This window comes from Pseudomonas syringae CC1557, from assembly GCF_000452705.1.
In the GTDB taxonomy this organism is placed as follows: Bacteria; Pseudomonadota; Gammaproteobacteria; order Pseudomonadales; family Pseudomonadaceae; genus Aquipseudomonas; species Aquipseudomonas syringae_F.
On record NZ_CP007014.1, the window covers coordinates 4,645,088 to 4,670,579 of the forward strand.

Here is a 25,492-nt window from a genome sequence, read left to right on the forward strand (position 1 = left end):
CGAGGGTTGCTCGTGTTTGAATCCAACCACCCAGACAATCTGTCAGGCTGGTCCAGCACCCGTTATCAACGGGTGCTGGCCGTCACCTACTTTCTTCTACTCGCTGTCTGGTCAGCAGGGATTGCGTTTAATGGAGCACCTGACGAGTCAACGCATTTCTTTTTGCTGGAATACCTGAAAACGTTCCACTCGCTGCCGAGCGCTACGGAGCCGGCTCAAGCGCTCACTGGGTCTATCTCGGGATATACCTGGCAACCTGGAGAGTTCTGGTACCACGGCCTCCCCTTCCCTCATGTCATAGGCGCACTGGTCACTTCCTACGGACTGGGCTGGATGGTACCTAGCGAACTGGGCTACCTCGCTGCAAGATGCTTTAACTGGATACTGGGCGCCGTGTTTATCTGCGCCTTGTTCCGTATCGCACATCGCGCAGGGATGCCGAAAAAATCTGCCGCTCTTGCTGCGCTTGTGATCGCACTGATTCCGCAAGTCTCTTTTGTTTTCTCATATTTCAACAGTGACGCATTCGGGCTGATGAGTGTGTCGCTGATGATCAGTGCGCTTCTAGGCTTTTTGAAAGCACCCAACAAGCTGGCCGCGATGTGCCTGGGCGGTGCGATCGGCCTGATGTTCCTGGCAAAACTATATTTGCTGCCCGCCTTGGTCTTCGTCGTGGTCATGCTTGCCGCACATCATTTTTGGGGGGGCAAAAGTCTGAAGCGACATATCCCGACGATGGTAATCGTTGCGGCTATCGTTTCTGTACCCATGCTGGTTGTCACCTTTATGAAATATGGTGAGATCTCAGGGATATCTGGACAGATTGACTTCGTTGCCTTGCACAAAAACAACCCTGCCGCGGGTTTCGGAACCTGTTACATCGGGTGTTCCGGGCATCTATTCAATATGAGAAATGTCCTTCCGTGGCTCAGCCTTACGCTAACGAGCTATTTTTCAACTACCGGCTGGATGAACATATTTCTGCCTTCGACCTATTATATGGGCGCGGCAGTGTTGTTCTTTTTACTTGTGACAGCAGCCATTTTCCAGACAGCGCGCGTTTATTCACGCGATAATACGCGGTTATTTCTGCTGAATTATCTGCTGCCACTGGTTATGATTCTGGGCCTGTTTCCTTCGATAACCCTGCTCAGCCTACTCGCGTCACAGAACTCTTTGCCTCAACCGCAGGGTCGGTACCTGTTCGTCACGATTCCGTTTCTGGCATTACTCATAGCATTTGCCAGTATGAGCCACGCTCGCGCCAAAAACGCTGCGTCATCTGCAAGAGATGTCAGGTCAAACCGGTTTCACCTGAAATGGCTGGTTGTGGTGGCTGCATGGATGGCATGGACGAACATGGTTGCCTGGAATGAAAACACCCTGAGCCCCAAGAATATCCAGAAATCGGCCATCGGCAAGGCAGTGACAGAAGCAGTTCTGGCGAGCGGTTCAGGTAGAAGTTCGAGTAATGACACCCTAAGTGCCGCGCAACTGACAGAGCGTTTGTCCGTTACCAATGGCGAGTTTTTCATCAAGATTCCTTTCGGACAACCTGGCGCGGCGGGCACCATCGACGAAGTTAGAAAAACGTCTGACGGCTGGTCGCTGAGAGGCTGGAGTGTGCCTTCGACAACCGAAGGTTCGCCAGAATACGTCATCGCTGTAGAGGCGGGGAAAGTTATCAGCGCAATCAGAATAGACGTCAAACGACCAGACGTCGCTAGCGCACTGGCTGACCCGACTGCCCTTCGCAGCGGCTACGAAGGCGTTATTCCTGCGGTTTCGCCTCCCGACAAGTGCGACCTAAAACTTTATACTGTCACCTCGACCTTCAAAATTTTTACAATGCCTGATGTATGCGCATCCATCAGCCGTTCGTCTCACTGATCATGGAAACCCCAATGGAAAATATTCCGCTTTTCTCAGCCATCAAAGCTAACGCTGGACTTGATTTCGCTACGCCGTTAAGGGCAGTTCTGGACAGCCACTGGTACGTTTTGGGTAACGAAGTAAAGCTGTTCGAGGAAGAGTTCGCTGCGTATGTCGGCGTACAACATTGTATAAGCGTGGCGAACGGCTCCGACGCATTGGAACTTGCCCTCAAGGGGCTGGGCGTTGTCGGGGGTGACCGTGTCGTCGCCGTGGCAAACGCCGGCTTCTACGGCAGCACAGCTATTCACGCAGTTGGCGCGACGCCTGTGTATGCGGATGTCGATCCAGCGACATTGACACTCTGCAAAAATTCTCTGGAAGCAGTGATAGCCAAGGAAAAGCCAGCAGCCATCATCGTCACACACCTGTACGGTCAATTGGCGAATATCGAAGAGATCGTTCAGATCGCCTCTGCTGCTGGTGTTCCGGTGCTTGAGGACTGCGCGCAGTCCCATGGAGCTCGACGCAATGGCAAGCAAGCAGGCAGCTTTGGCACCATCGCCTGCTTCAGCTTCTACCCGACTAAAAACCTGGGCGCTCTAGGTGACGGCGGCGCAGTGGTTACCGGTGATGACGCCCTGGCTGCACGTATCCGCCAGCTTCGTCAATACGGCTGGGACCAGAAATACCGCGTTGCAATCCCGGGTGGCCGCAACAGCCGGCTCGACGAGATGCAAGCGGCAATTTTGCGTATCAAGTTGCCGCATCTGGACACCTGGAACGAACAGCGCCGCTCCATCGCCAAGCGCTATAACGAAGCGTTCGCGGGGCTGGATATCGAGCTTCCCTCCTCGGTGTCGGAAGATTATGTCGCCCATCTTTATGTTATTCGCGCGAAAGATCGGGCTGCACTTGCTGCTGCGCTCAAAGAGAAGTCGGTCAGCACGGATATTCACTACCCGATCGCCGACCACAAGCAACCAGCGTACTCAGCCTCGCCGTCCGTGGCGCTGGACGTGACCGAGCGTACATGTGATACCGTCATCTCCCTGCCCTGCTTCCCCGGCCTAAGTGACGAAGAAGTTGACCGCGTCATTGATGCTGTGACCGCATACTTTTCCAAGGAGATATGACTTTGCTGACGTTGGTCATTCCCGTATATCGCAACGAGAGTAATCTCCCGGATTTGCTCGTTGCCGTAACGGCGCTGGATAAGCAACTCGGACACGAGCTTGAAGTCGTGTTCGTTGTGGACGGCAGCCCCGATCGCTGTTACGAAATACTCAGGGAGCAACTGCCGTCGCAATCGTTCAAGTCGAAGCTGATTCTGCTATCCAGAAACTTCGGTTCTTTCATGGCTATCCGGACTGGACTGCAGCATGGAACCGGCGACCGTTTTGCGGTAATGGCTGCCGATCTTCAGGAGCCACCGGAACTGGTTCTGGAAATGAACACGGTCCTGATGCGCGGCGATATCGATGTAGTAGTCGGTGTGCGTGAAGGCCGTCAGGACCCGTGGGCGACGCGGACTGCTTCAAAGATTTTCTGGGGTTTCTACCGTCGCTATGTCATTCCCGAAATACCACCAGGCGGTGTCGATATGTTCGCCTGCAACAAAGCCTTTCGGGATACTTTGCTCACCCTTGAGGAGCGTCACAGTTCTCTCATCGCGCAGATATTCTGGATGGGCTATCGCCGCGAAGTAGTCACCTATACCCGGCAGGAGCGGGTTCACGGTACTTCAGCGTGGACCCTGCGTAAAAAGGTCAATTACCTCATGGATAGCGTGTTTTCCTTCACGGACATGCCCATACGGATATTGACCAGAGTCGGCGCATTCGGCTCTACACTGGCTGCGCTGTTTGGTGTGTTTACACTGATTGCCAAGCTCGAAGGCAGAATCGAAGTACCTGGCTACGCAATGATCATGCTGGCCATCACTTTTCTTGGCTGCCTGAACTTGCTGGGATTAGGCATCGTCGGTTCCTATGCGTGGCGCACTTACGAAAACACAAAGAATAGACCCTTGGCAATCCCGATGCGGATCGAGGGATTTGGAGAAACAGATGAGCAGCGGTAAGGATTTCTTTGTTCACAGCCACGCGCTGTGCGAGTCCGAGAATATCGGAAAAGATTCGCGAGTTTGGGCATTCGCGCATATCCTGCCAGGCGCACGCCTGGGCGGTGAGTGCAACGTCTGCGACCACGTATTCATCGAGAACGACGTTATCATCGGCGATAGGGTGACATTGAAGTGCGGCGTGCAGGTCTGGGATGGCATTACCATCGAGGACGATGTCTTCATCGGCCCCAACGCCACCTTTACCAATGATTTGTTCCCGCGCAGTAAGGTCTATCCGCAGACCTTTGCTCGAACCATCATCAGAAAAGGCGCATCACTGGGCGCTAACTGCACGATTCTGCCGGGTATTACCATCGGCATCAACGCCATGGTAGGCGCAGGTGCTGTCGTAACCCGTTCTGTACCGCCTAACGCGATAGTGGTGGGCAACCCGGCCAAGATCATTGGTTACGTGGATGCTAAGCCTGTCAACGCCAGCAGCGAAACACGTCCAGAAAAGGCTGCACCTGGCGTAACCGCTACGTCGGTTAAGAACGTTACTCTGCACACCATGAATGAAGTGGCCGACATTCGCGGTAGCTTATCGGCAGGCGAATTCGAGCGCTCGGTGCCCTTCAAGAGCGAACGTTATTTCCTTGTTTATGACGTTCCAACTGCCGAGACCCGAGGCGAGCACGCACACCGTATCTGCCACCAATTCCTTGTTGCAGTAAAAGGCTCGGTTCATGTTGTAGCGGACGACGGTATCAATCGTGAAGAGTTTATTCTCGACAAACCGAACCAAGGTATCCACCTGCCACCGATGACCTGGGGCATCCAGTATCGCTATTCTCAGGATGCCGTGCTGTTGGTATTTGCCTCGCATTACTATGATGCAGGGGACTACATTCGTAATTACGAAGAGTTTAAATCCCTGATCGCGAACGCTGAATAACGGCTCAATGATGAATCAGGCTGTCTCAAAATTCTTGAAGCAAGACTTTGCCAGATTCCTGATGTCGGGCGGTTTCAATACCGCCTTGACCTACGGCATCTACCTGGTCCTATTGATGTTTCTGTCTTATAAAGTCAGCTACACAATATCTTATTTGACGGGCATTCTATTGGCTTATGTTCTGAATCGGTTTTTTGTATTCAAGAGCCACCAGGGTATGCGCTCGGTTGTTCTGCTACCGCTGATTTATGCAATTCAGTACGGCTTGAGCCTGGTCATACTCTGGTGCTGGGTTGAGAAACTGCAGTTCGACGAGCGATTAGCACCGCTGTGTGCGATATTCCTGACACTACCTGTCACATTTATTCTTTCAAAATTTGCTTTTTCGGCGAAATCTACCGCGCGTTGAAGTCACAGTGGGTTCAGTGCAGGTTTAATCATCGGGCAGGTCAGCCAACCTTGGCCAATCAGCGCACAATACTCAGGCAACTGACTCAGGCAACTGGACCGGTAATACACGAGCAGACTGATTAATCAGTATCGTATTAGCACCTGATAGAATTTAAACCAATGTATTTTAAGTAACGGAGGCTTACTATACTATGGCCAAACACCTGCCACCTTCAGATCGCCGTAAGCGTCCGGCCAAGTCATCTTCCGAACCTCCACGGCGCTCTCGCATTCAAGCTAATCAAGTGATAAACACCATATATATATCCAATGCCACGGCAAGCAATAGGCGATCAGATGGCGCGATTTTCGATTTATAGCGGATTGATTTTGGTTGGCTACTCGTCGCTGGAGAGTGGAGATCCTCCCATGGGCGTTGCTTTCGGCCAGTTCGAGCCAACCACTGGGTATCCTGCTATTAAAAACGAGTGCCGCACAAATCACTTCGACCAGTCCGGTTTGGCCCTTTCAGTAAAAACCGAAGCAGGCTTGGTTATTCCATCTATGGGAGTCGCCATTCTGGATTACGCTGAAGAGCTTCTACCCGACTGCATCGAGATAAGTATCCTCGGCATTCCCACTGCTTTTTATGAAGAGTTTTTTCCTGCCCATGTGATCAAGTACACGCACCAATTCGCTAGGTGAGCCGCTCTATGGCGAGCAAGATGGGCCGTCTTTAGCAGGGAGGTGTGATCCTTGAGTTATCGGAGACCGCAAAAGCTACTGACTGGAGCAATTGGCAGAGCCTCAAGAGCAGGGGCAGGAACTCAGCATTGGTTGCCTCAGACCAGGCTCGCCCGTATCTGAGAGTAAGGTGTATGGTGGTCACTGGGTCTCCATTCTGAGCAGACTCGAGCGAGTAGCGTTCACCATCCGAAAATGCACCTTGGGCACATCCAGGGAACACCAACTCCAGAAATGTGATTACGGCCTCAGGGCATCCAATATCTAGCACGTCCTCGACGTTGGACAGATCGTTTTCACTGAGGTCAGTAGGCTTCAAAATAATAATGTCAAAGCTCATTGCTGCGGGCTCCCATCTTGTAATCCATTTGGCATCGGCATTCCCTTTTATATGTCCGGCTATCACGCCTCGCGTAATTAAACCGGCGACCATTTATGCGGCAGCAATTGATCGATTTCACTCGCCCGCTGCGTCGGCAGGCGCGTGAGAACGTCTTTCAGATATGCATACGGATCATGACCATTGACCCGCGCAGACTGGATCAAGCTCATGATCGCCGCCGCCCGTTTGCCGCTGCGCAGCGACCCAGCAAACAACCAGTTCGACCGCCCAAGCGCCCACGGCCGGATCAAGTTCTCGATTTGGTTGTTGTCGATGGGCACAGCACCATCTTCCAGGTAGCGCGTCAGTGCTACCCAGCGTTTAAGGCTGTAATCCAGGGCCTTGGCCGTAGCTGAGCCCTCGGGCACAAGTTCGCGTTGGGCCAGCATCCACTCATGCAGTTTTTCAGCGATGGGCACCGCCGTTTCCTGGCGTAATCGCCAACGGTCTTCGTCGCTCATTTCCTTGGCGTGTCGCTCGACTTCGTACAGCCCGCCAATCGAGTGAAGCGCCTGCTCCGCCAACTGGCTTTTATTCGCGACGTGCAGGTCGAAGAACTTGCGGCGCGCGTGGGCCATGCAGCCGATTTCGGTGATGCCCAGCTCGAAGCTTGCCTTGTAGCCGGCGAAGTCGTCACAGACCAGCTTGCCGTTCCACGTGCCCAGGAAGTTACGCGCATGTTCGCCGGCACGGCTGGGGCTGAAGTCGTAGACCACGGCCTTGAGTGCCGAGAATGGCGTGCTGCTGTAGGCCCAGACGTAAGCGCGGTGGGTTTTCTTCTCTCCTGGAGCCAGCATTTGTACCGGCGTTTCATCGGCGTGGACTACGCGCTGGGCCAGCACTGCTTCGCGCAGCGCATCGACCAGCGGCTGAAGCTGCACGCCGGTTTGCCCCACCCACTGCGCCAGTGTCGAGCGCGGGATGGCCAGGCCCGCACGGCCGAAGATCTTTTCCTGTCGATAGAGCGGCAGGTGGTCGGCGACTTTGGCTACCATCACGTGCGCCAGCAAGCCGGCAGTTGGGATGCCCTTATCGATCACCTGCGATGACACTGGCGCCTGGATCAGTGTTTCGCACTGCCGGCAGGCCCATTTCCCACGAACGTGCTGTTCGACGGTGAACACGCCCGGCGTGTAGTCGAGCTTCTCGCTGACGTCTTCACCGATACGCTGAAGCTGGCAGCCGCAAGCGCACAGGGTGTTGTCCGGCTCATGATGGATCACAGTGCGCGGGAACTGCGACGGCAACGGCGTACGCTTGGGTTGCTGGCGTGGTTCTGCCTGCACAGGTGCGGGATGAAGTGCTTTTAACTCGGCCTCGATGGCTTCGAGGTCGATATTGAGTAGGTCATCCAGCAAGCTGCCTTGCGCCGGGCTGATCTGCTCGCTGCGTTTGGCGAACTTGTGCCGCTTGAGAATGGCGATTTCGTGAGTGAGCTGCTCTATGATCGTCTCATCACGATGGATCTTTCTGCCCATGGTGTCGACCTTGGACATCAACTGCGCAGCCAGCGCGCGCAGTTGTTCAGGGGGCATTTGGTCGAGATCGGGCAAGGAAGTCATGCCGTGGATTTTACCAAAGCAGTCCTCCGGTCACAGCTAAAAACCAGGTATTAGAGCAATGTAATTGCGCCGCCTGCACCTACTCGCTGCCAAGGCAATCCAAGTACCAGCGCCTGGAGTTGTTCGGGGTCGAGTTCGACCTCCGCGCCACGATGGATGCCCGGCCAATGAAACTTGCCCTGATTCAAGCGTCGCGCCGCTAGCCAAATACCAACGCCGTCATGCACCAGCACCTTCATGCGGTTGGCCCGGCGGTTGGCAAAGAGGTAGGCGCAGTGCGGCTTAGCCGCACCGAACACGGCAACCACCCGGGCCAGTGCAGTGTCAGTGCCGGCCCGCATGTCCATGGGCTGGGTGGCGAGCCAGATGGAGTCGATACGAATCATTGGGCCAGACCACGAATAAAACACGCGCAGCCGTGCGGATCTGAGGCTGGCCATTTTACGGTGACGGATTTATCGCCCAGAGCCAGTGAGATGATCACCGTATCTTCTGTTGCGCGCTTGGGTACAGCTTGTACGGGGATGAAGGCCGGCAGAGTTGCGGGTGATTGATCCCGGTAAATCGGTAGCCACTTGCGGATCACGTTGGCGTTGATGCCGTGATGGATGGCTACGCTGGAAATCGTCGCTCCAGGTTGCAGGCATTCTTGGACGACCTGGGCTTTGAATAGTTTGGGGTAAGAGCTGCGTTGGCGCATGGAAATCCTGGCGATAAGGGTGATCGCGTCCGCTTAAAAATACGCGGACACCATCGCCCTAAATACTGGAGTTCGGTAGGTGTGTTCGCCATCCGCTTACAGATCGCCATCTACCAGTCCGTTTTAAACATTAGAGGAGTCTATGGATTCAAGACGAGATACACTTCTCTACAGCGTTCCGTTCAACCAGACATCATATTTATTATTGTAAGCATTGTACATTTTTTACCAGAGATATCTGCTTGATCAGTCTCTGCAGTCAAATCGCCCGTCCGCCAAGTTTTATGAGCCAAGAGGGAACATAACGTTTGTAGACCCCTAGCCTTTAGCGCATACTAAAAATCTCCGGCAGCGCCAGGTTTTTTGTAGTCATCTGATCGCACCATCGCAAGAAAGCCTTATAAAATAATATCGGGGCCATATGAATCAGCTGATTTACAGTCAATCGTTATTACAGAATTTTCAAGAAAAATTGTTTGCTAGGCGTCAAGAAATTGCCGCATTTATGACGACCACCTTGATTTTTATGATCCTTCATAAAATCATGAACGTGGCGGCATTCCCTTGGGACTCTGGTCACTATTGGAATTTGAGCAGAGCAGCATATCTATTAAATTTTCCTAATACCATCCGGGGATATTTCTACCCAGCCTTGCTAGCGCCAGTTAGATATCTCTCGGATGCATTCATCATACTTGGATACATCCCATTTAGAATCACTTCATCTTTGGTATATGCTTATTTCTTTACCATTCTTCTGCCAGTGTTTTATTTGAAAGTATTTGGGGGACAGATTTCATTTCTGCGCCGAATGATCATCCCAATTCTCGTAGCAATTCTATTCCCTGGCGTAATCGTCTACACCTTGAGCGATCTACCGGCATTGGCACTGATGGTCGGCTCATCGTTCTGCATGCTTTGCTCAGTAGGCACAACTCCTCGCTTCAAACGATTCGCGTTATTGGCACTGTCAGGAGTTCTTGCATACGGGGCCTATAACACGCGGACTATTTATCTGTTCCCTGCTGCATTATTGGCACTAGGCACAGTATTCATTATTTATTACAAGCACCCGGTACTTAATAAAATCTCTGCCATCTTGGTTTTCTTATCAGGCGCGGCGATTGCAGCCATACCACAGGCATGCATCAACTTAAAACACCACGACATTTTATCCCCATTAGTTATAACATCGACAACACAATCATTGTTTGTCAGCCAATTACTTTGGGGCATTACGCTGCAGCGTTACGAAACGTCAGTGGATCCAGCATCGCCTGGCCCAGCCGTCTTTTATATGGACAGCGCTGGTGAGCGTTTCTTTGATGACAACAAGATTGGTAATAAACCGTTTGAACTGAGTACCTATTTCACGCTACTCCTGGAAAACCCGCTGGACTTTTTGGGGATTTACGGTCGACACTTCATTAATGGTCTCGATTTACGCGACGGCGAAGTTTATACCATAGGGCAGTCTAGAGATAGAAATACCCTTGCCCTCTTCAACTTCCTCACTATCTTTTCTGGACTGTTGATCATCAGCATTTCTGTCTCAGCGCAACGAGCAAAGATTGGAAAAAAATTAAAAACTGCCTTTTGGGCGTTGATCTGTTTACTACCAGCAATTGCCATAGTTCCATCGGCAGTGGAAACTCGATTCTTCCTTGCACTGCACCTTGCCATCTATTGTGCAATTGCGTTTACCAGCGACCTTGGCTCAATAAGGAATTCACTGCGCCAGCATTGGCTCTTAATCGGTGCGGCACTAGGAGTATCGGCAATTCTGTTTTTCTCTGTTACCACTACGACAATGACAGATCCGAAATACTTTTACTCCGATCTCTATAGAGGCAGATGGTAAAACCGGACCAACATCGGAGCCCATGTTTCCGGTGCAAGACACAACCGGTTCATGTGCAGGCGGTTCGAAATGATACATAGCGTCTTTAAGGAAACTCTGAAGAGGACTTCCAGATTTGGCAGGATGTCTGATCTTAACCGCCGAGACTCCTGATGAAACAGATGACTTTCGCCCACGCCAAGTACGCCGGCAAACGCAGACAAACCCGAAAGGAGTGCTTCCTGATCGAGATGGATCAGGCTGCACCTTAAAAGGGATTGATCAATCTGATCGAGCCTCATGACCCCAAGGGCGAAGGGGGGCCGTCCCGCTATCTGTTAATGGCGATGCTGCGCATTCATCTTATGCAAAACTGGTTAGGCTACAGCGATCTTGCATAAGCGACTCATGAACCACACATTCCAAACCAGCCATTGAAGCTTGATGCTGTGCTCCCGGTTCTTTTCATGAGTCAGCAGCTCATGATGCGACCCCACGCCAAAGTCGAAAAAGTGTACCTCTACCCCAAACCGGTGGACTTTCGAAAATCTATTGACGGTCTGGCTGCACTGGTCGAGCCGTACATCAAAGTTGCCGTGTTCGACCCCGTGCTTTTTGTTTTTCTGAATCGCCACGGTAACCTGGTGAAAATCCTTTATTGGGAGCGCAACGGCTTCTGCCTTTGGCTCAAGCGCTTGGAGTCCGAGCGCTTCAAAGCATCTCCCGATGAGACGGATGAGGCCATAGTGCTGGTGGTTCAGGAGCTGAACTGGTTGCTCTACGGTTTTGATCTCTGGCGCAACCGTCCCTATCAGGTTTTAACTCCAAGATTCGTCGCCTTACGGGTATAATCCTGGCATGATTTCCATGCCAGAAGATCTTCCTGATGACCCCGTATTACTCAAGCAACTGCTCGTGCAGTTAATAATTGAGCGCACGGCTGATAAGGGTCACATCGTCGATCTTAAAGAATAGATCAAGTTACTGCGCGACCGTATTGGCGATGCTGCTGACCACCAAATATGTCGATGGTTTGCCTCTGCATCGTTTCGAAACGGTGCTGAGTCGACATGGCATCGAGCGTGAACTAAGGGATGTCAGCGATGAGCAGCGTTACATCGGCCGTCAGGAAAAAAGCCTGCCTGAACTGGCGAAGCTAAAAGCATGGCTGGAAAAAGCGCAGCCGCAGGTCACGTCGCAAAGTGCCTTGGGCAAAGCGTTGAGTTACCTGGCCAACAACTGGAACCGGCTGGAGCGTTATATCGAAGCTGTTTTTTTATCCATCGACAACAACGCTGCCGAACGGGCAATCAGACCATTCGCCATCGGACGAAAAGCCTGGCTGCTCAGCGACACACCCAAAGGCGCCACAGCAAGTGCCCAGATCTACAGCCTGGTCGAGACCGCCAAAGTCAACGGACAAGAGCCTTATACGTGGCTACGCCACGTACTTGAGCGTTTGCCACATCAGAATCGGTAGAAGATTACAAGCCCTACTGCAGTGCAACTGCTCGTCAGAGATGCGTCGGTAAACAATTTTCTCATTTTTCGCCGAGGGGGGGTTGGGGTGCACTTTTCGTACAGAACTTAGTAATCCGAAAAACGCCATACAATGTACGGCCAGGATTAACGCCCCATGAAGCTTGAGTCCAAGCTCGTTGTCCGGCGCTCAGACACGCCCCAGACACACGGCCAGAATCAGACTTAAATTGCCTTGAACTGTTTGCCTATAGATACCTGACTTGCGAAGAGTCGACAGTCTTTTAAACCCGACCTGTCGACGGCCATTATCAAAATCCGTCAACACAGCCCGATTTTCCACAGTGAGCGAAAACTCCATTTCCTTTAGAATCGCAACGTTGGCGTCGTTCCATTCTACAAATCGTCCTGAAAGCATTTTGCGAAAACGCATCAGCCTGTCACGGGTGCTGGCATTAGCCCCGATCAAATTACCGCTGTGTTGACGATAGTAAAGGCAGGGGTCAGCATCATAAAAAACCTGACCACCACACCCAGTCACCAACAGATAGGCCAGCCAGTCATGGGCGATCAGCGGAGAGTGCTCAGGCAATCGGACCAATAATCCACGAGCCGCCTGATTGATCAACATGGTATTGGCGCCGGCAAGGCTCTGAACCAATGCGTTTTTGAAGGACGGTGGTTTACTGAACAGTGGGGAGACTCCGATCACCTTCAGATCAACATCAACCAGTCGGGTCCTGGAGCAATAGAGCGCTGGCGTATCGGAGTCTACGGATTTAAGACGAGCAACACTTCTCGCCAGCTTGTCGCTGAACCAGACGTCATCCTGATCGCTGAACGCGAAATAATCGGCTTCTATCTCAGGACGCTGAATCAAAGAAATGAAGTTCTCTGCGAAACCCTTGCAGGGCCCGCTGAACACAACCAACCGCTCGCATCCCCAACGCGCCTGGTAGTCGGACAAGATACCTAGAGTCTCATCAGTCGACGCATCGTCGGAGACGTAGAGCACCCAGTTGGAAAAGGTTTGAGCGGAAAATGAGTCAAGCTGCTCACGGAGATACGCAGCCCCGTTGTAAGTACACATCAGAATAGCGACGCGTGGACGCCCCGAAAAAAGTTCGTCAGCTTCAACTGGGCTTAGACCTGGCAGCTGGCTAGCACCGTCTGCCTTGGGTTTTTCGGTAAGCTGCGTTCTCAAGAAACCATTCGCCTGCAAAAACCGGGCATTTTACGCCTTGTATCGACTTCCGTCAGTCACCAAATGATTTGATACGTATCCGTTCATCAAATCGCTTAGGTCACGACCACTAAAAAAAGAAACCGGCGCGGGTTCAGCCTTGCCGGTTTTTTTGCCTGATGCATTAAACTGTTCAATCACCCCAACCGAAACCGCGCCGTATTGTCATTCAACGCCCGGCTCCCCTGGCTCAGCGTATCCGCCGCCTGATTGACCGCGCGCGCGCCTTCCAGCAAGCGGCCTGCTGCCTGGTCGACCTGCTGGATGTTGCTGCTGACTTCATCGGCAGTCGAGGCTTGCTCTTCCACGGCTGTGGATATCTGCGCCAACGTATCGGCGACGCCTTGTACCGCCGTGGCGATTTCTCCCAGACGCACGCCCAGGCCGGTTACCGATTGCGCGTCGTTGACCGCCTGACCGCACGCGGCCTCCATAAGGTTCACGGCCTGGGTCACGGTGGAGCGCAAGCTGTCGACTGTACCGGCGATCTGCGCGGTGGATGCCTGGGTGCGTTGTGACAGGCTTCGCACTTCATCGGCCACCACGGCAAACCCACGGCCCTGCTCGCCCGCACGCGCCGCTTCGATGGCCGCGTTAAGCGCCAGCAGGTTGGTCTGTTCGGCGATGCCGCGAATGGCATCCACCACTGACTGGATCTGCTGGCCCTGCTCGCTGACTCGCCCCAATGCGGCGGCAGTCTCGGTCAGGCGCTGGTTGAGCTGCTGAATACTGTCGGTGGTGCGCTGACTGTCCTGGCTGCTTTGTTCAGCGATAAGGCGAGTGTGACGGGCGCTTTCCGATGCCTGCTCGCAGCTTCTCGCCACGCCTTGAGACGTCGCCGCCAGTTCAGTGGCTGCCGTTGCAATCTGGCTGATCTGTTGTTGCTGCTCTTCGACCTCGTTGAGTGTTCCACTGGATTGAGCCGTCAGTGTATGCACGGCATCGCCCACCCGGAGCGTCTCCTGATTGACGCCCAACAGACTGGTGCGCAATTGCACGACCGCAACGTTCAAGGCCTTGCTGATACCCGCAAGCTCGTCACGTCCCTGCACCGAGACTTCCACGCACAGATTGCCGTCACGCAGCGACTCAGCCAGGGTGGTGATACCGCGAGCGCTGTTACGAATAGAGGATTGCAGGCAGGCAAACAGGTAGATCGCCATGGTTACCAGAATGCAGAAGATCACTGCCAGCGGGATGAACTCCATGTTGGAGGAATGGTGGTAGTAATCAAGCCGGCTATTGAGTGATTCGAGCGAATACCTGCGCAAGTCGGCCGTGCTGCTGGTCAGCGTATCGATGCTCTTCTCGAACTCTTCCGGTTTGAGCTTGATACTGCCGCCAAACACACCGTCATCAATAACTTTCAGTTCGGTTTCCAGCACTTGTTTAACGCCTGCGTACTTGTCCGCCCAAGGCTGAAGCTGATCAGGCAGCTTGGACAGCAGCAGGTTGGCCGCTTTGTTCATCTGCTCTCTGGAGTCGTCGATACGGCCGCGCAGATCGCGCATTTGCAGACGGCTTTGCAGACTGAACTGGCCGGAAGCCACTGACGTCTGGCCAACGCTGGACAGGCGGCCGATACGTTCGATCAGGTCCGGCACTTGCTGCGTGGAGAGCTGCATCAGCATGTAGGTTTCAAGCCACGGATCGAGGATCAGGCCGCTGTCCATCGCGATCTGCTCACGCAGGGCCTGCACCAGATTCAGCACTGTCGTGAACCGATCATAGCCATCCGGCCACCAACCCACGGTGCGCAACGATGCGGTGTCCAGACCGGTCACTGCCGCCTGCAGTGCGTTGTAGCGGGCCATCGTGTCCGCCGGAGCGCTTTCCTGAACCAGCGCTGCGTTCACCCCTTGCAGTGCTTTGGTGATGCGCGGGATGCCAGCATCAACACTAGTCATCGCCTCCCTGGCTGCAGGTGTCGGCTCACGAAGGATATCGGCCGCTTTCCAGCGCGCCGCATGGTCGCGCTGGGCAGACAGCTCGACGTTCAGGTCATCAAGCGCCAACAGTTGCCGTACGCCCGACTGCTCACCCGAAATCACGTCCAGCTTGTTGCGATAGTCCTTGGTAATGAACCAGGCACTGCCCGCCAGTGGCAGGATAAACAACAGGAACAAGACCTGAAACTTGCGAGCAAAACCAAAGCGCCCCATCAGACGCATGCCCGGCGACAAAAAACTGTTCATGTCCTGCAACTCCCCGTGAACACCGGCCGGATCTGAACAAACAGAGGCGATGCTTTTTTTTGAAAAACACTGACAGCAAAATGCCATGTTCTGGTTTCAATGGCGATACATGGCGCCAAAGATTGGGTCGAAAAACGCGGTTGCCCATGCGTTTTCTTGACAAATAGCGTGACCGTTGACGTTTCAGCCTCAACCAAGCAAGAAGCGGACCGCTGCATCAGACGAGAAACGCTTTAAAAAGCAGCAAATTATTCACCCCGAGCGAATCCCGAGAAAAGTAAACTTCGGAGGAGCTGCCGATTACTTCACGGCGATCTCGCCCACACAGGAGGTCTTTTCATGACTACCTCACTTGCTTCGCCGCGTATCGTTGCGCAACCCTCCAAGCCTCAGCTGAGCACTGGCCAGAAAAAATTCAACACGCTGATGGAGAAGCTCGAAACCAGACGCAAGCTTTTGCAGCAATGGCTCACGGTTTCAACAACCTGTGAAGAGCTGTGGATCGAGGAGCTGGTGCCGATGCTCAAGGAACAGGCCGAGAACGATATAAACCGCCTGCGCCTGCTTGATCAAGCCAGTGACCAGTTCCGGTTAAGCAAGAAAGACCGCGCCACATTGCTGGAGATCATCTGTGGGATGACGATGTCGCTCATGGGTAGGGAGCATGATGAAGAACTGAAGCACCTTTATCTCAAATATACCGGCAACGATTACGATGAGGATCGACGCCAAGAAGACGAAAGGTTCAAAACGTCGCTGGAGGAAGAGCTGGGCGTGGAGCTGGGAGACGATGTCGACCTGCAATCCATTGACGACGTGACCCGCCATATTGAAGAGCAGTTGAGAGAACGGTCCGAACAGGCACAACATTCACAGAAGCCGAAGAAACCGACTGCCAGCGAAATACGTCGTGAACAGGAACAGGCAGAAGGCAGTCAGTCGTTACGCGAAATCTACCGCAAGCTGGTCAGTGCATTGCACCCGGACCGGGAGCAGGACGGCGATGAGCGTGAGCGGAAAACAGCGCTCATGCAGCAGGTAAACGAAGCGTATGAAAGCGACAACCTGCTGGCGCTGCTACAGATGCAAATGGAGATCGAACAGATCGACCAGACACACATCGACAGCATCTCCGATAAACGCCTCAAGCACTTCAACCGGATACTGAGCGAACAGCTCAGAGAGCTGGAAGACGAGATCCATGATCGCAAGATGATGATCCGGGAGCGCTTCCTGATGGATCCCTACGAAGACATCAGACCCAAGACCGCCAACACCAAATGTGTGAAGCAGATCAAGGTCATCCGCGGACACCTCGATGAGGCACAGGATGAACTGCAGGCACTCACTGACCCGAAAAGCCTTAAGGCCTGGCTCAGGGAGCAACGAGAGATGGCCGATATGCTGGACATGATAGATGAGTTCGATGACCTGGAAATGCTAGACACCCTGTTCCGATAAAGGCCCGGAAAACGAGGCGCTGACGAGGACTGCCACCTAACCGGTTGATCGCACGCAATTATTTTTCACAGCAACGCTTGACACATATCCGTTTAGCGCGAATAATGCGCGCCACTTGGCTACATAGCTCAGTTGGTTAGAGCATAGCATTCATAATGCTGGGGTCCGGGGTTCAAGTCCCTGTGTAGCCACCAAGTACCGGTTTAGAGACTTCACTTGAAGTTTTTAAACCAAACAAGAAGCCCGCCTCGTGCGGGCTTTCTTGTTTCTGGCTATCTCTCCTTGTATCCCTCTATGCACTCAAGCGTAGCGCAGATAATTGCAAATCTTGCGGCAGAGCTCGGCTTGGACTTATCTGCGCCATATCCCCCGATGCCAGGATATCCGGCACGCAGAACGGCGCTGAAATTCACCCCAGCCCACTCTGAGCGGATAGGAAAAAGCAGACGGCTCATGTGAATTTGCCGCCTACCAACGCTCCCGATTGAATCACGTAGTAACCACTCAGGTAACCACCAAAAGACACTACACACTCTGCCTGGTTACCATCCATCAAACGGATCTCCATCACGGAGTCGCCATACACCCGCCAGCCTTGATAATTTTTAACAGGCTGATTGGCTGACCAATATCAGGTTTTGGCAGGTCGCTGGCATCCACGGTTTTTGGCCGTTCGAGCGTAATGCGATTGCTCGCCGCATCTCTGCCCATAACTCAGCTCCGGCTAGGCGCCACCATTCGTTCCTCGCTGGGACCGATGATCCTCGCTGCTCGAAAATGCCAACCGAACCAGATAATGGGTCATTAAACTCGGAGCATTCCTACATCCCCGGGCGTCCAGCACTGATAGCATCGCGTTGCCCCAGCCACTGTGCTGGGATTTTTACGGATGAATAAGGATTCAGGTATCAAGGAATGACTGGCTACGTACCCAAACCGGCAATACCCAACCAATCACAAGACGACCGTAATCCTGGTGTCACGCCGGTCGATCTTCACGCCCAGCGCTGGGCCGAATACGAAAAGCATTGTAAAGAGCCTGTGTCCCCACCAGACAAAGTGAAGGTTGGTCTGCGTATTGGCGTCTTCTTCGACGGCACTGGCAACAACTCTGGCAACACAGCAGCGGGCTTGCTCTGTGGCGCTCAGCACCCCATTGCACCAGCAGATATCGACAAAAGTTGTGCGCCATTCATGGCCGACCCAGATAGTAGTTACGGCAATGATGCGAGCAATGTGGCCAAGCTATTTGATCGTTACTATGAATCCCAAGGGGCGGAAGGTGAAGGCGCTCAGAAGAGCATTTGGCTGAAGATCTACGTCGAGGGTATCGGCACCAAGACTAATGAAAAAGATAGCCTGGTCGGATCGGGTACCGGTCGCGGAGGGACGGGCGTCGCTGACCGGGTTCAGCAGTCATTCAGTATGATAAAGCAGCGTATCAGTGACGCCCTTCAAGACATCCCTGAATGCGAAATCACCACGCTAACCTTCGACACTTTTGGTTTTAGTCGGGGCGCAGCTGCGGCGCGGCACTTTGCGAATGAGGTCGTTCGTTGCAAGCAAGGGCCATTGGGAGATGTTTTGCGTAGCAACCCTAAGGGGTTTAGCTCGAGTTTTACTGGCCAATACAATAGTGAAATCATCATGGGCTTTATTGGCCTGTTCGATACCGTGCCATCCATCGCTGGATTTGCCAACATGGGCAACGTGAAAAGCGCCATTGCTCCCGGTATAAAGCTTTACCTCGACCGCAAGTATTTCACTGATGTTGTCCATTTGGTTGCTCGTGATGAATGTCGAGCAAACTTTGCCCTGAGTCGAGTCAAGCCTGCTCATCCAGAAATTACCCTCCCCGGAGTACATTCGGATATTGGTGGTGGCTACCTTGAAGAGTCATTGGAGTGTGTACTGGTTAGTCCGATGCAAGCGCTTGATATCTCGTTCAACAGTGACGTCACTACCACGTCGATCTACCGAGACGCGGCACGAGCAAAAAGCCAATGGATAGCTAGAGGCTGGCCTTCAGAACTTCTCGAGATTGTTACACCCACTGCGTTTCCTCTACCGAAAGCGCATGACGAGCGGCTCAGTCCAGGCCAAAAGCGCGTATATGCAGGACTACAACTCAAGCGAACGATAAGCGGCAAATTGTCGAGAGTTTACCTACGAGTCATGTATGAACTGGCCAAAGAAAAAGGTGTGCATTTCAACGACATCGACGAGCATGATCCTGCCTACCTGATTCCAACTGATCTCCAAGCCATCTGTGATCGGTTTGTTAAGGGATGCTACAGTACAACGCCTGCTGAGGAGCAGTTGCTCAAATTGAAGTACATCCATACCTCGGCTAATTGGAATCACCCGCTTGGCAAAAGAGATGGCAGCGGGCTGAAGGTCGTTTACATCAATGCTCCCACAGCAGATGCCATGCGCGTGCAACATCCCCACTCACCTGACTGGACGCTTTAGTAATGAAAGTACTTATGGTCCTACTAAGCGCCCTGCTGACCACAGGCTGTCAGGCTGCAGACCCGTTATTCGGAAAAACCGACCCGAAAAGTCAAAGGTGGGAACTTGGATTTATTGCGCCTAGCTACATGCAGGGAGAGGTTGAGTACAGCACCGTAGTTGATACGGAGGGAAAGATATTCAACCGAACCGGCGGCGGTGCTATTGGTAGCGGAGATCCAGGAATGGGAAGCGAAGCTGCGAGAGGTTGGAGTGCTATAGGCGGCAGTGGCAAGCCGGTCGTGGGGGCTGATCTGCCAAAACGCATTTTCGTTCGCTGGCAATCAGTAGTGGAACCACAAACCTACAGGGCATGGGTCGATATTCCAGACGAGGCGCGACAGCTCATGCGCGCCTCTACAGAGAGACGTTGCTCGGAAACACCGGAGCAGTCCGCTCGCTTTATGGCATCGATGTATTTGGGCCTGACTCCAGGTGGGGGCGTCCAAGTCTGGGTACGAGACGAGTGCCGCCGCCCAATAAAAGTCGCCCGTTCTCAAGGCGAAGTTGAGCCTCTGGGACCGCATCTTGGAAAATCAGACGGGCACTACTACCCACAGTCAGAGAAATCGAAGCGCTACATCGAGAAATATGGAATTCCCTACGGTAGCTGGTGAACACTTTTCCCTGGTCACTGGCTCATCAACACCTCTGCACTTCTGAATCTATCCCTTGCGTTAGCTGAAGATGCCGATTTGCCTTTAGACACGAGGCAGAAGGCGGTTGATGTGTTCAAAGGGACGGATGAGCAAATGGAGATACTTCGGGAGCTTTCCGAGATCATGGAGACGAACGGTGCAAGATAAAATCTCTTTGACACTGCTACTGCGGGACATGGATGCGCGCGAGGCTAAAATTGCGGACCTTTAGACAATCTTTTCCCGGCAGTAGGACGACAGAGCGGTCCACGTGGCCAATACTCATCCCATGAACGACATCACTCGCGAAGAATTCAATGCAAAGCTTGAGACCATCGAAACGAAGATGGATGCTTGGGTAGACGCTGTGTCAACGAAAATTGATGCTTTCGTAGCTGTACAGGCGGAACGCGATAAAAGGATGGAAGCCACCCTCAATCAAATATCCACCAATCACGGTGAGATACAGTCCAGCATTGGCTCGATGAAGACGACGATGATTGTAACCGCCGTCTCAACCGTGCTGGCAATCGTCATTGGCATAGCCGGATTTAATGTGATGCTCACATCGAACATGGTCGCCTCCTTCCAGATGGGACGAAGTGAACAGGCATACCAGAAAAACGCTGAACAACCGCCTCCATCCACATAACTTCAGCCTCAGCAGAAATAAATCAGCCCGGCCCAGCGCCGGGCGTTTTCGTTCTGCGCTCGTCTTCTCATGTCACAAATCCATAAACAAGCAGATCTGGACATTCCTCGCTGGTACCACCCGCATGGCTGCATTGTTTTTCAGCCATCGCTTTCTGGCTAACAAAGACTCTTGGCTACCCCTCCCAAATTTTGACGAGCGGCCTTTCCACCTTGCATGCCTCAGCTATGCTCGAAAATGATGGCTCACGAAGGGCCAGCATTTCTCATAAAGGAGCAACGCATGCGCAAACTCGTACTTTCGATGACGGCCGCCCTCTTCCTGACGGGCACCCTGGTTCCCGCCGCGTTCGCAGAGAGCGAGCTGGAGAAAGGCATCCGGCACGATAATCGTGAGTTGGACAAAGGTGTTGATCACGACGCCAAGGAAGTGGACAAGGGTGTTAAGCACGACGCAAATGAGGTCGACAAAGGCGCGAAGCATGACGACAAAGAGCGTCACAAAGAGGATAAGCACATTGATAAAGAGGTCAAAAAGGATCTCTGACAGAAAGCCTGCCGTCGAGCAGGCTTTTTTATGATGCAGGAGATTCAATCGATTACAGGGCACTGCCGTTAAGCACCGGATCACATTTCAATTGATCCGGTCTCTGTCACTGGATGTACGGTCAAATCTTGAAGCTCTCCACCAGTTGCTTCAAACGCCCGGCCTGTTGTGAAAGCGCAGCGCAGTCCTTGAGTGTTTCATTCAGGTTGGCCACGCCTTGCTGATTAAGCGTGTTGATCTGGTTGATGTCGATGTTGAGCGTTTCGACAACAGCCGTCTGCTCTTCGGTAGCGGCGGCGACAGATTGGTTCATGCCATCGATTTCACCAATGCGGCGCGTTACGTCGCGCAAACGGCTGCCTGCCTGATTGGCAACTTCGACACTTTCCTGACTGGAGGCCTGGCTTTGGTTCATGTTGAGCACAGCGTGTTGAGAGCCTGTCTGCAGGCCTCCGATCATCTGGTAAATCTCATCGGCCGACACTTGAGTACGGTGAGCCAGGTTGCGTACTTCGTCGGCCACCACGGCAAAACCACGCCCGGCTTCACCAGCACGTGCCGCCTCGATGGCTGCGTTGAGCGCCAACAGGTTGGTCTGCTGGGAAATGCTTTTGATAACATCCAGAATATGTCCGATGTTATCGGTGCTGGCATTGAGCTGTTCGACTTGCGTGCATGAATCACTGATCTTGGCCGAGAGTTCACTCATGGCGCGAATGGTTTTTTCGACCACGACCTGACCGTCTTCTGCCTGAGTTCGGGCTTCGCTGGCCTGGATCGAGGCATCGGACGCATTGCGCGCTATCTCCTGCGTCGCAGCCCCCAGTTCGTTGATGGCTGCCGCCACGCTGTTGGTGCGTGCGCTCTGCTCATCGAAGCCGACGATCGAGGAATTGGAGGAGTTCACGACACGCTGCGACAGGTCATGCACCTGCAACGTGGCAGATGAAACCTCGGCGATGGACGCGTGCACGCGCTCTACGAATTGATTGAACGAGCCACCCAGTTCAGCGAACTCGTCCTTGCCCTGAATGCTCAGACGACGAGTCAGGTCACCTTCGCCCTGAGCGATGTCCTGCATTGCCCGGCCCATGTCGGTCAGCGGCCGCATCAACGCGCGAATCAGCAAGCTCAACAGCAAGGCAATCACTGCCACTGCGATCAGCACGGCCACGATCGCCGAGCTGCGGAACTGGCTCAAGGGCGCATAAGCCTTGTCTTTGTCGATCGACAAACCAATGTGCCAGTCAGCCGAGGGCAGCCCGGTGATCGGAGTGAACGACAGTAGCCGTTGCTGACCATTGAGCGTGACTTCACGCAGACGCGAGTCCAGGCTGAGGGTCTGCCCAGGATAGATATCCTTCAGGTTTTTCATGACTTGATCCTTGTCAGGGCTGACGATGATCTGCCCGTCGCCACTGACCAGGAAGGCGTAGCCAAGCCCGCCGAACTCGACCGAGTTGATGATCTTGACCAATGTGTCGAGACTCAGGTCACCGCCTACCACACCGGACACCTGGCCGTTGGTCTTGACCGGGCTGGCGATGGTCACCACCAGGCCGCCGACGGACGCCAGATAAGGCGCACTCAGAATGGTTTTGCCGGCGTCGACCGTCGATTTGTACCAGGGGCGCTGACGCGGGTCATAGCCTGCTGGCATAGCCACGTCTGGCCGCTGGGTGAACGCGCCTTTGCTGTCGCCGACGTAGGTGAACTGGAAGGTAGAAACCAGCGAGGATTGCGACACCAGGCCGCCAAGGTCTGAGTTGACACCCTGATAAGCCACATCCTGAGTCAGGTTTTCCAGCACCAGAATGCGCCCGCTCAGCCAGTTCTGCACGCTGCTCGCCGTCAACTGGCCCGCTTGCGCGACAGAAGACTCCAGGTTCTGGGTGATGGTCGTGCGTTGCAGATAATCGTTATAGAGCGTGAACAGAGCAAACGCCAACACCACAACACCGGACGCAGCCAGAAGAATTTTATGCCGAAACTTCAAGGTCATTACGAAACATCTCAATAGGAATGGGAAACCAAATGCCAAAGCAACTTGCACAACAAGAACGCCATTCCTTATCAGCAACGACCCTACAGTGAGATCAGGTTTTCATTGCATCGTATCGACGGCAATCCGGCGTGATTTCGAATGAAACAACGCCCTGTTAAATGCTCATGGCCGCTTCTTTATAGCCGTGGCCAGCGGGGAACGCCAGACTGGCTGAAGCGTTTCAGCTTTTTCACAAAATTCTCGCTTTTTTATTTCAGCTTGGTGAGTGGCAGCCGATAGCGTCTGTACCCCTTGCCCTGACAATGGCGTTAACGCCATGCCTGTCAATTGCTTTACCTATTAAATGGCTGTCCCGGAGAATGTTATGAATAGCTGGTTTGCAAACATCAGCGTCAATATGAAGCTGGCCATCGGCTTTGGTCTGGTACTGGTATTCACCGCCATTCTTGCGCTTACTGGCTGGACCAGCATGAGCGGGCTGATCAAACGCAGCAACTGGATGAGCGACATTACCTCGCTCAATGCACAGTTGACCAAATTGCGGGTGACGCGCCTGCAATACATGGTCGCGGATGGCGACGAGAAGGTCGCAGAGACCGTGCAGGTCTCGCTGGATGGTTTCAAGAACTATCAGCAAAAGCTTCTCAGCTCGTTCAAGAGCCCCGAGAACGTGAAAATGCTTGAGCAACTGGCTGCAGTGATCGCTGACTATCAGCAATCATTGAACAACATGCGCAGCGGCTACAAGGCCAGCACGCTTGCGCGTGACGAGCTGACCACACATGCAGTGAAAAGCCTGGCGGTGTTTGACCAGCTTCAAACTGAAGTGAAGAACATGGACCCTGCCGATGCCAATCGATTCGATCAGTATCAGATCGTTACCGATGCCAAGGATGACTTGAGGCTTGCGCGCTACGAAGTCCGTGGCTACACCACCAATGTCACGCCGGAAACAGAGCAGGCAGCCGTCTCGAAACTGGATGCGGCCGTCAAGGATCTGGACAAGCTCAAGGCAACTTTCAGCGGCATTCAGGCTGATCAGCTGAAGCAGCTGGAAACCTCGCTGCAGGCATACCGTGCAACCCTGCAGAACTTCAAGGTAGCCAACGCCAACATTGCCCAAGCACGTATGGAAATGACCACCCAAGGGCAGGACATCGTCAAGATCAGCGAGGCCATGTATCAACTGCAACTGGATCGTCGCGATCAGGAAAGCGCACAGGCCCGTACCACACAAATCATCTGTACGCTGCTGGCCATGATCCTCGGCGTTATCGCAGCAGTGATCATCACCCGGCAGATCACCCGTCCGCTGAAAGAAACCATGGCCGTGGTCGACCGTATCGCATCCGGTGATCTGACCCAGACCACGGCGGTAACACGTAGCGACGAGCTGGGCGTGCTGCAGCAAGGCATTCAGCGCATGGGCAGCACGTTGCGTGAATTGATCGGCGGGATTCGCGACAGCGTCGTGCAAATCGCCAGCGCCGCCGAAGAGTTGTCGGCCGTTACCGAGCAGACCAGCGCAGGCGTCAACAGCCAGAAGGTGGAGACCGATCAGGTGGCCACGGCCATGCACGAGATGTCGGCCACTGTGGCAGAAGTCGCGCGCAACGCCGAGCAAGCCTCGCACGCTGCGTCCAACGCTGATCGCGAAGCACGCGATGGCGACAAGGTAGTGGGAGAGGCTATCGCCCAGATCGAGCGCCTGGCCACAGAAGTGGGTCGTTCGGCCGACGCGATGAATCACCTGGAGCAGGAAAGCGACAAGATCGGCAAGGTTATGGACGTGATCAAGGCGGTGGCCGAGCAGCGCGGGCCGGTGAAGCGGGACGTGGTTTTGCCGTGGTTGCCGATGAAGTCCGCGGCCTGGCTCAGCGTACGCAGCAGTCGACCGTCGAGATCGAAACCCTGGTTGCGGCCCTGCAAAGCGGAACCCGCCAAGTGTCCAGCATCATGCTCAACAGCCGCGAGCTGACGGTCAGCAGCGTGCAACTGAGCCGCAAGGCTGGTACATCGCTGGGCAGCATTACCCAGACCGTTTCCAGTATTCAGGCCATGAATCAGCAGATCGCTGCGGCTGCCGAGCAGCAGAGTGCGGTCGCCGAAGAAATCAGTCGCAGCATCGTCAACGTGCGCGATGTGTCCGAGCAAACCGCGTCAGCCAGCGAAGAAACAGCCGCCTCCAGCGTCGAACTGGCACGCCTCGGTGGTCATTTGCAGACACTGGTCAGCCGCTTCAGGATCTGATC

Annotated in this window: 22 protein-coding genes, 1 tRNA gene and 3 pseudogenes; 18 read left to right on the forward strand and 8 right to left on the reverse strand. The window is 53.7% G+C overall.

The window, feature by feature from the left end:
• The first annotated feature begins 12 nt into the window (after window positions 1-12).
• The 6 genes from N018_RS20550 (at window position 13) to N018_RS20575 (ending at window position 5,987) form a co-directional block, all read left to right on the forward strand.
• On the forward strand, window positions 13-1,890 hold the full coding sequence (locus tag N018_RS20550; RefSeq protein WP_025390605.1) for a glycosyltransferase family 39 protein: 1,878 nt from the start codon (window positions 13-15) through the stop codon (window positions 1,888-1,890).
• 14 nt (window positions 1,891-1,904) lie between these two features.
• Complete coding sequence (locus N018_RS20555; RefSeq protein ID WP_025390606.1) at window positions 1,905-3,008, forward strand: DegT/DnrJ/EryC1/StrS family aminotransferase; 1,104 nt, start codon at window positions 1,905-1,907, stop codon at window positions 3,006-3,008.
• On the forward strand, window positions 3,005-3,955 hold the full coding sequence (locus N018_RS20560; RefSeq protein WP_025390607.1) for a glycosyltransferase family 2 protein: 951 nt from the start codon (window positions 3,005-3,007) through the stop codon (window positions 3,953-3,955). The genes N018_RS20555 and N018_RS20560 overlap by 4 nt, the downstream gene beginning before the upstream one ends.
• Window positions 3,942-4,892, forward strand: coding sequence for a WxcM-like domain-containing protein (locus N018_RS20565; RefSeq protein ID WP_025390608.1), 951 nt, complete (start codon window positions 3,942-3,944; stop codon window positions 4,890-4,892). Before N018_RS20560 ends, N018_RS20565 begins: the two co-directional genes overlap by 14 nt.
• Before the next feature lie 7 nt (window positions 4,893-4,899).
• On the forward strand, window positions 4,900-5,301 hold the full coding sequence (locus N018_RS20570) for a GtrA family protein (RefSeq protein ID WP_024645472.1): 402 nt from the start codon (window positions 4,900-4,902) through the stop codon (window positions 5,299-5,301).
• Between the two features lie 410 nt (window positions 5,302-5,711).
• Entirely contained in the window at window positions 5,712-5,987 is a 276-nt protein-coding gene (locus N018_RS20575; RefSeq protein ID WP_024645473.1) for a hypothetical protein, read from the forward strand.
• 456 nt (window positions 5,988-6,443) lie between these two features.
• Here N018_RS20575 and tnpC read toward each other — a convergent pair whose 3' ends face one another.
• From tnpC to tnpA, 3 genes are read right to left on the reverse strand one after another with little or no spacing between them, the layout of a single operon-like run.
• Window positions 6,444-7,970 carry an IS66 family transposase gene (tnpC, locus tag N018_RS20585; protein ID WP_025390609.1) on the reverse strand — a complete coding sequence of 509 codons (1,527 nt, stop codon included), beginning with the start codon at window positions 7,968-7,970 and terminating at the stop codon, window positions 6,444-6,446.
• 50 nt (window positions 7,971-8,020) lie between these two features.
• Entirely contained in the window at window positions 8,021-8,356 is a 336-nt protein-coding gene (gene tnpB / locus N018_RS20590) for an IS66 family insertion sequence element accessory protein TnpB (RefSeq protein WP_025390610.1), read from the reverse strand.
• The gene (tnpA, locus tag N018_RS20595; protein ID WP_025390611.1) at window positions 8,353-8,670 is read right to left on the reverse strand and encodes an IS66-like element accessory protein TnpA; all 318 of its coding nucleotides are present in this window, start codon (window positions 8,668-8,670) and stop codon (window positions 8,353-8,355) included. Before tnpA ends, tnpB (N018_RS20590) begins: the two co-directional genes overlap by 4 nt.
• Window positions 8,671-9,091: 421 nt before the next feature.
• On the opposite strand from tnpA, the gene N018_RS20600 reads away from it, so the two are divergent.
• The 4 genes and pseudogenes from N018_RS20600 to N018_RS20620 all read left to right on the forward strand — a co-directional run.
• Entirely contained in the window at window positions 9,092-10,531 is a 1,440-nt protein-coding gene (locus tag N018_RS20600; protein ID WP_025390612.1) for a hypothetical protein, read from the forward strand.
• Window positions 10,532-10,683: 152 nt separating this feature from the next.
• A pseudogene (locus N018_RS26830) lies at window positions 10,684-10,908 on the forward strand (IS5/IS1182 family transposase); the annotation flags it as partial.
• A gap of 69 nt (window positions 10,909-10,977) precedes the next feature.
• Window positions 10,978-11,361 (forward strand): IS66 family insertion sequence element accessory protein TnpB, encoded by a 384-nt coding sequence (gene tnpB, locus N018_RS20610; protein ID WP_229631161.1) that lies wholly within the window; start codon window positions 10,978-10,980, stop codon window positions 11,359-11,361.
• Between the two features lie 218 nt (window positions 11,362-11,579).
• Window positions 11,580-12,042 (forward strand): annotated as a pseudogene (locus tag N018_RS20620) (IS66 family transposase); the annotation flags it as partial.
• Window positions 12,043-12,179: 137 nt separating this feature from the next.
• Here the strand turns inward: N018_RS20620 and N018_RS20625 are convergent.
• Both N018_RS20625 and N018_RS20630 read right to left on the reverse strand, forming a co-directional pair.
• Window positions 12,180-13,193: a glycosyltransferase family 2 protein gene (locus tag N018_RS20625; RefSeq protein ID WP_080274952.1), complete on the reverse strand. Its 1,014-nt coding sequence runs from the start codon at window positions 13,191-13,193 to the stop codon at window positions 12,180-12,182.
• A 176-nt stretch (window positions 13,194-13,369) separates the two neighbouring features.
• On the reverse strand, window positions 13,370-15,514 hold the full coding sequence (locus N018_RS20630) for a methyl-accepting chemotaxis protein (RefSeq protein WP_438826895.1): 2,145 nt from the start codon (window positions 15,512-15,514) through the stop codon (window positions 13,370-13,372).
• Window positions 15,515-15,766: 252 nt separating this feature from the next.
• Between N018_RS20630 and N018_RS20635 the strand changes: the two genes are divergently transcribed.
• Both N018_RS20635 and N018_RS20640 read left to right on the forward strand, forming a co-directional pair.
• Window positions 15,767-16,888: a J domain-containing protein gene (locus tag N018_RS20635; RefSeq protein WP_025390617.1), complete on the forward strand. Its 1,122-nt coding sequence runs from the start codon at window positions 15,767-15,769 to the stop codon at window positions 16,886-16,888.
• A gap of 117 nt (window positions 16,889-17,005) precedes the next feature.
• Window positions 17,006-17,082 (forward strand) — tRNA-Met (locus N018_RS20640).
• Window positions 17,083-17,455: 373 nt separating this feature from the next.
• On the opposite strand, the gene N018_RS27580 is transcribed toward N018_RS20640, so the two are convergent.
• Window positions 17,456-17,599, reverse strand: a complete 144-nt coding sequence (locus N018_RS27580) for a hypothetical protein (RefSeq protein WP_154219965.1) — start codon at window positions 17,597-17,599, stop codon at window positions 17,456-17,458.
• A 204-nt stretch (window positions 17,600-17,803) separates the two neighbouring features.
• Between N018_RS27580 and N018_RS20645 the strand changes: the two genes are divergently transcribed.
• The 4 genes from N018_RS20645 (at window position 17,804) to N018_RS20660 (ending at window position 21,235) form a co-directional block, all read left to right on the forward strand.
• A complete protein-coding gene (locus N018_RS20645) occupies window positions 17,804-19,360 on the forward strand; it encodes a T6SS phospholipase effector Tle1-like catalytic domain-containing protein (RefSeq protein WP_025390618.1) in 1,557 nt (518 codons plus the stop codon).
• A gap of 2 nt (window positions 19,361-19,362) precedes the next feature.
• A complete protein-coding gene (locus N018_RS20650) occupies window positions 19,363-20,016 on the forward strand; it encodes a DUF2931 family protein (protein ID WP_024645485.1) in 654 nt (217 codons plus the stop codon).
• Between the two features lie 292 nt (window positions 20,017-20,308).
• Complete coding sequence (locus N018_RS20655; protein WP_154219966.1) at window positions 20,309-20,689, forward strand: hypothetical protein; 381 nt, start codon at window positions 20,309-20,311, stop codon at window positions 20,687-20,689.
• A 282-nt stretch (window positions 20,690-20,971) separates the two neighbouring features.
• Window positions 20,972-21,235 carry a hypothetical protein gene (locus N018_RS20660; RefSeq protein ID WP_024645487.1) on the forward strand — a complete coding sequence of 88 codons (264 nt, stop codon included), beginning with the start codon at window positions 20,972-20,974 and terminating at the stop codon, window positions 21,233-21,235.
• A gap of 121 nt (window positions 21,236-21,356) precedes the next feature.
• Here N018_RS20660 and N018_RS28700 read toward each other — a convergent pair whose 3' ends face one another.
• Complete coding sequence (locus N018_RS28700; protein ID WP_418903488.1) at window positions 21,357-22,208, reverse strand: methyl-accepting chemotaxis protein; 852 nt, start codon at window positions 22,206-22,208, stop codon at window positions 21,357-21,359.
• Window positions 22,209-22,262: 54 nt separating this feature from the next.
• A pseudogene (locus N018_RS28705) lies at window positions 22,263-23,237 on the reverse strand (cache domain-containing protein); the annotation flags it as partial.
• A gap of 367 nt (window positions 23,238-23,604) precedes the next feature.
• On the opposite strand from N018_RS28705, the gene N018_RS20670 reads away from it, so the two are divergent.
• Both N018_RS20670 and N018_RS28710 read left to right on the forward strand, forming a co-directional pair.
• A complete protein-coding gene (locus N018_RS20670; protein ID WP_418903455.1) occupies window positions 23,605-25,218 on the forward strand; it encodes a methyl-accepting chemotaxis protein in 1,614 nt (537 codons plus the stop codon).
• A complete protein-coding gene (locus N018_RS28710; RefSeq protein WP_418903489.1) occupies window positions 25,110-25,490 on the forward strand; it encodes a methyl-accepting chemotaxis protein in 381 nt (126 codons plus the stop codon). The genes N018_RS20670 and N018_RS28710 overlap by 109 nt, the downstream gene beginning before the upstream one ends.
• Window positions 25,491-25,492: the final 2 nt, after the last annotated feature.

Excerpts from the sequence above, each read along its gene's own strand:
- N018_RS20555 (WP_025390606.1), top strand. The coding sequence starts at position 1,905 with ATGGAAAATATTCCGCTTTTCTCAGCCATCAAAGCTAACGCTGGACTT.
- N018_RS20560 (WP_025390607.1), top strand. The coding sequence starts at position 3,005 with ATGACTTTGCTGACGTTGGTCATTCCCGTATATCGCAACGAGAGTAAT.
- N018_RS20565 (WP_025390608.1), top strand. The coding sequence starts at position 3,942 with ATGAGCAGCGGTAAGGATTTCTTTGTTCACAGCCACGCGCTGTGCGAG.
- N018_RS20570 (WP_024645472.1), top strand. The coding sequence starts at position 4,900 with ATGATGAATCAGGCTGTCTCAAAATTCTTGAAGCAAGACTTTGCCAGA.
- N018_RS20575 (WP_024645473.1), top strand. The coding sequence starts at position 5,712 with ATGGGCGTTGCTTTCGGCCAGTTCGAGCCAACCACTGGGTATCCTGCT.
- tnpC (WP_025390609.1), bottom strand. The coding sequence starts at position 7,970 with ATGACTTCCTTGCCCGATCTCGACCAAATGCCCCCTGAACAACTGCGC.
- tnpB (WP_025390610.1), bottom strand. The coding sequence starts at position 8,356 with ATGATTCGTATCGACTCCATCTGGCTCGCCACCCAGCCCATGGACATG.
- tnpA (WP_025390611.1), bottom strand. The coding sequence starts at position 8,670 with ATGCGCCAACGCAGCTCTTACCCCAAACTATTCAAAGCCCAGGTCGTC.
- N018_RS20600 (WP_025390612.1), top strand. The coding sequence starts at position 9,092 with ATGAATCAGCTGATTTACAGTCAATCGTTATTACAGAATTTTCAAGAA.
- tnpB (WP_229631161.1), top strand. The coding sequence starts at position 10,978 with ATGAGTCAGCAGCTCATGATGCGACCCCACGCCAAAGTCGAAAAAGTG.
- N018_RS20630 (WP_438826895.1), bottom strand. The coding sequence starts at position 15,514 with ATGGCATTTTGCTGTCAGTGTTTTTCAAAAAAAAGCATCGCCTCTGTT.
- N018_RS20635 (WP_025390617.1), top strand. The coding sequence starts at position 15,767 with ATGACTACCTCACTTGCTTCGCCGCGTATCGTTGCGCAACCCTCCAAG.
- N018_RS27580 (WP_154219965.1), bottom strand. The coding sequence starts at position 17,599 with ATGGGCAGAGATGCGGCGAGCAATCGCATTACGCTCGAACGGCCAAAA.
- N018_RS20645 (WP_025390618.1), top strand. The coding sequence starts at position 17,804 with ATGACTGGCTACGTACCCAAACCGGCAATACCCAACCAATCACAAGAC.
- N018_RS20650 (WP_024645485.1), top strand. The coding sequence starts at position 19,363 with ATGAAAGTACTTATGGTCCTACTAAGCGCCCTGCTGACCACAGGCTGT.
- N018_RS20660 (WP_024645487.1), top strand. The coding sequence starts at position 20,972 with ATGCGCAAACTCGTACTTTCGATGACGGCCGCCCTCTTCCTGACGGGC.
- N018_RS20670 (WP_418903455.1), top strand. The coding sequence starts at position 23,605 with ATGAATAGCTGGTTTGCAAACATCAGCGTCAATATGAAGCTGGCCATC.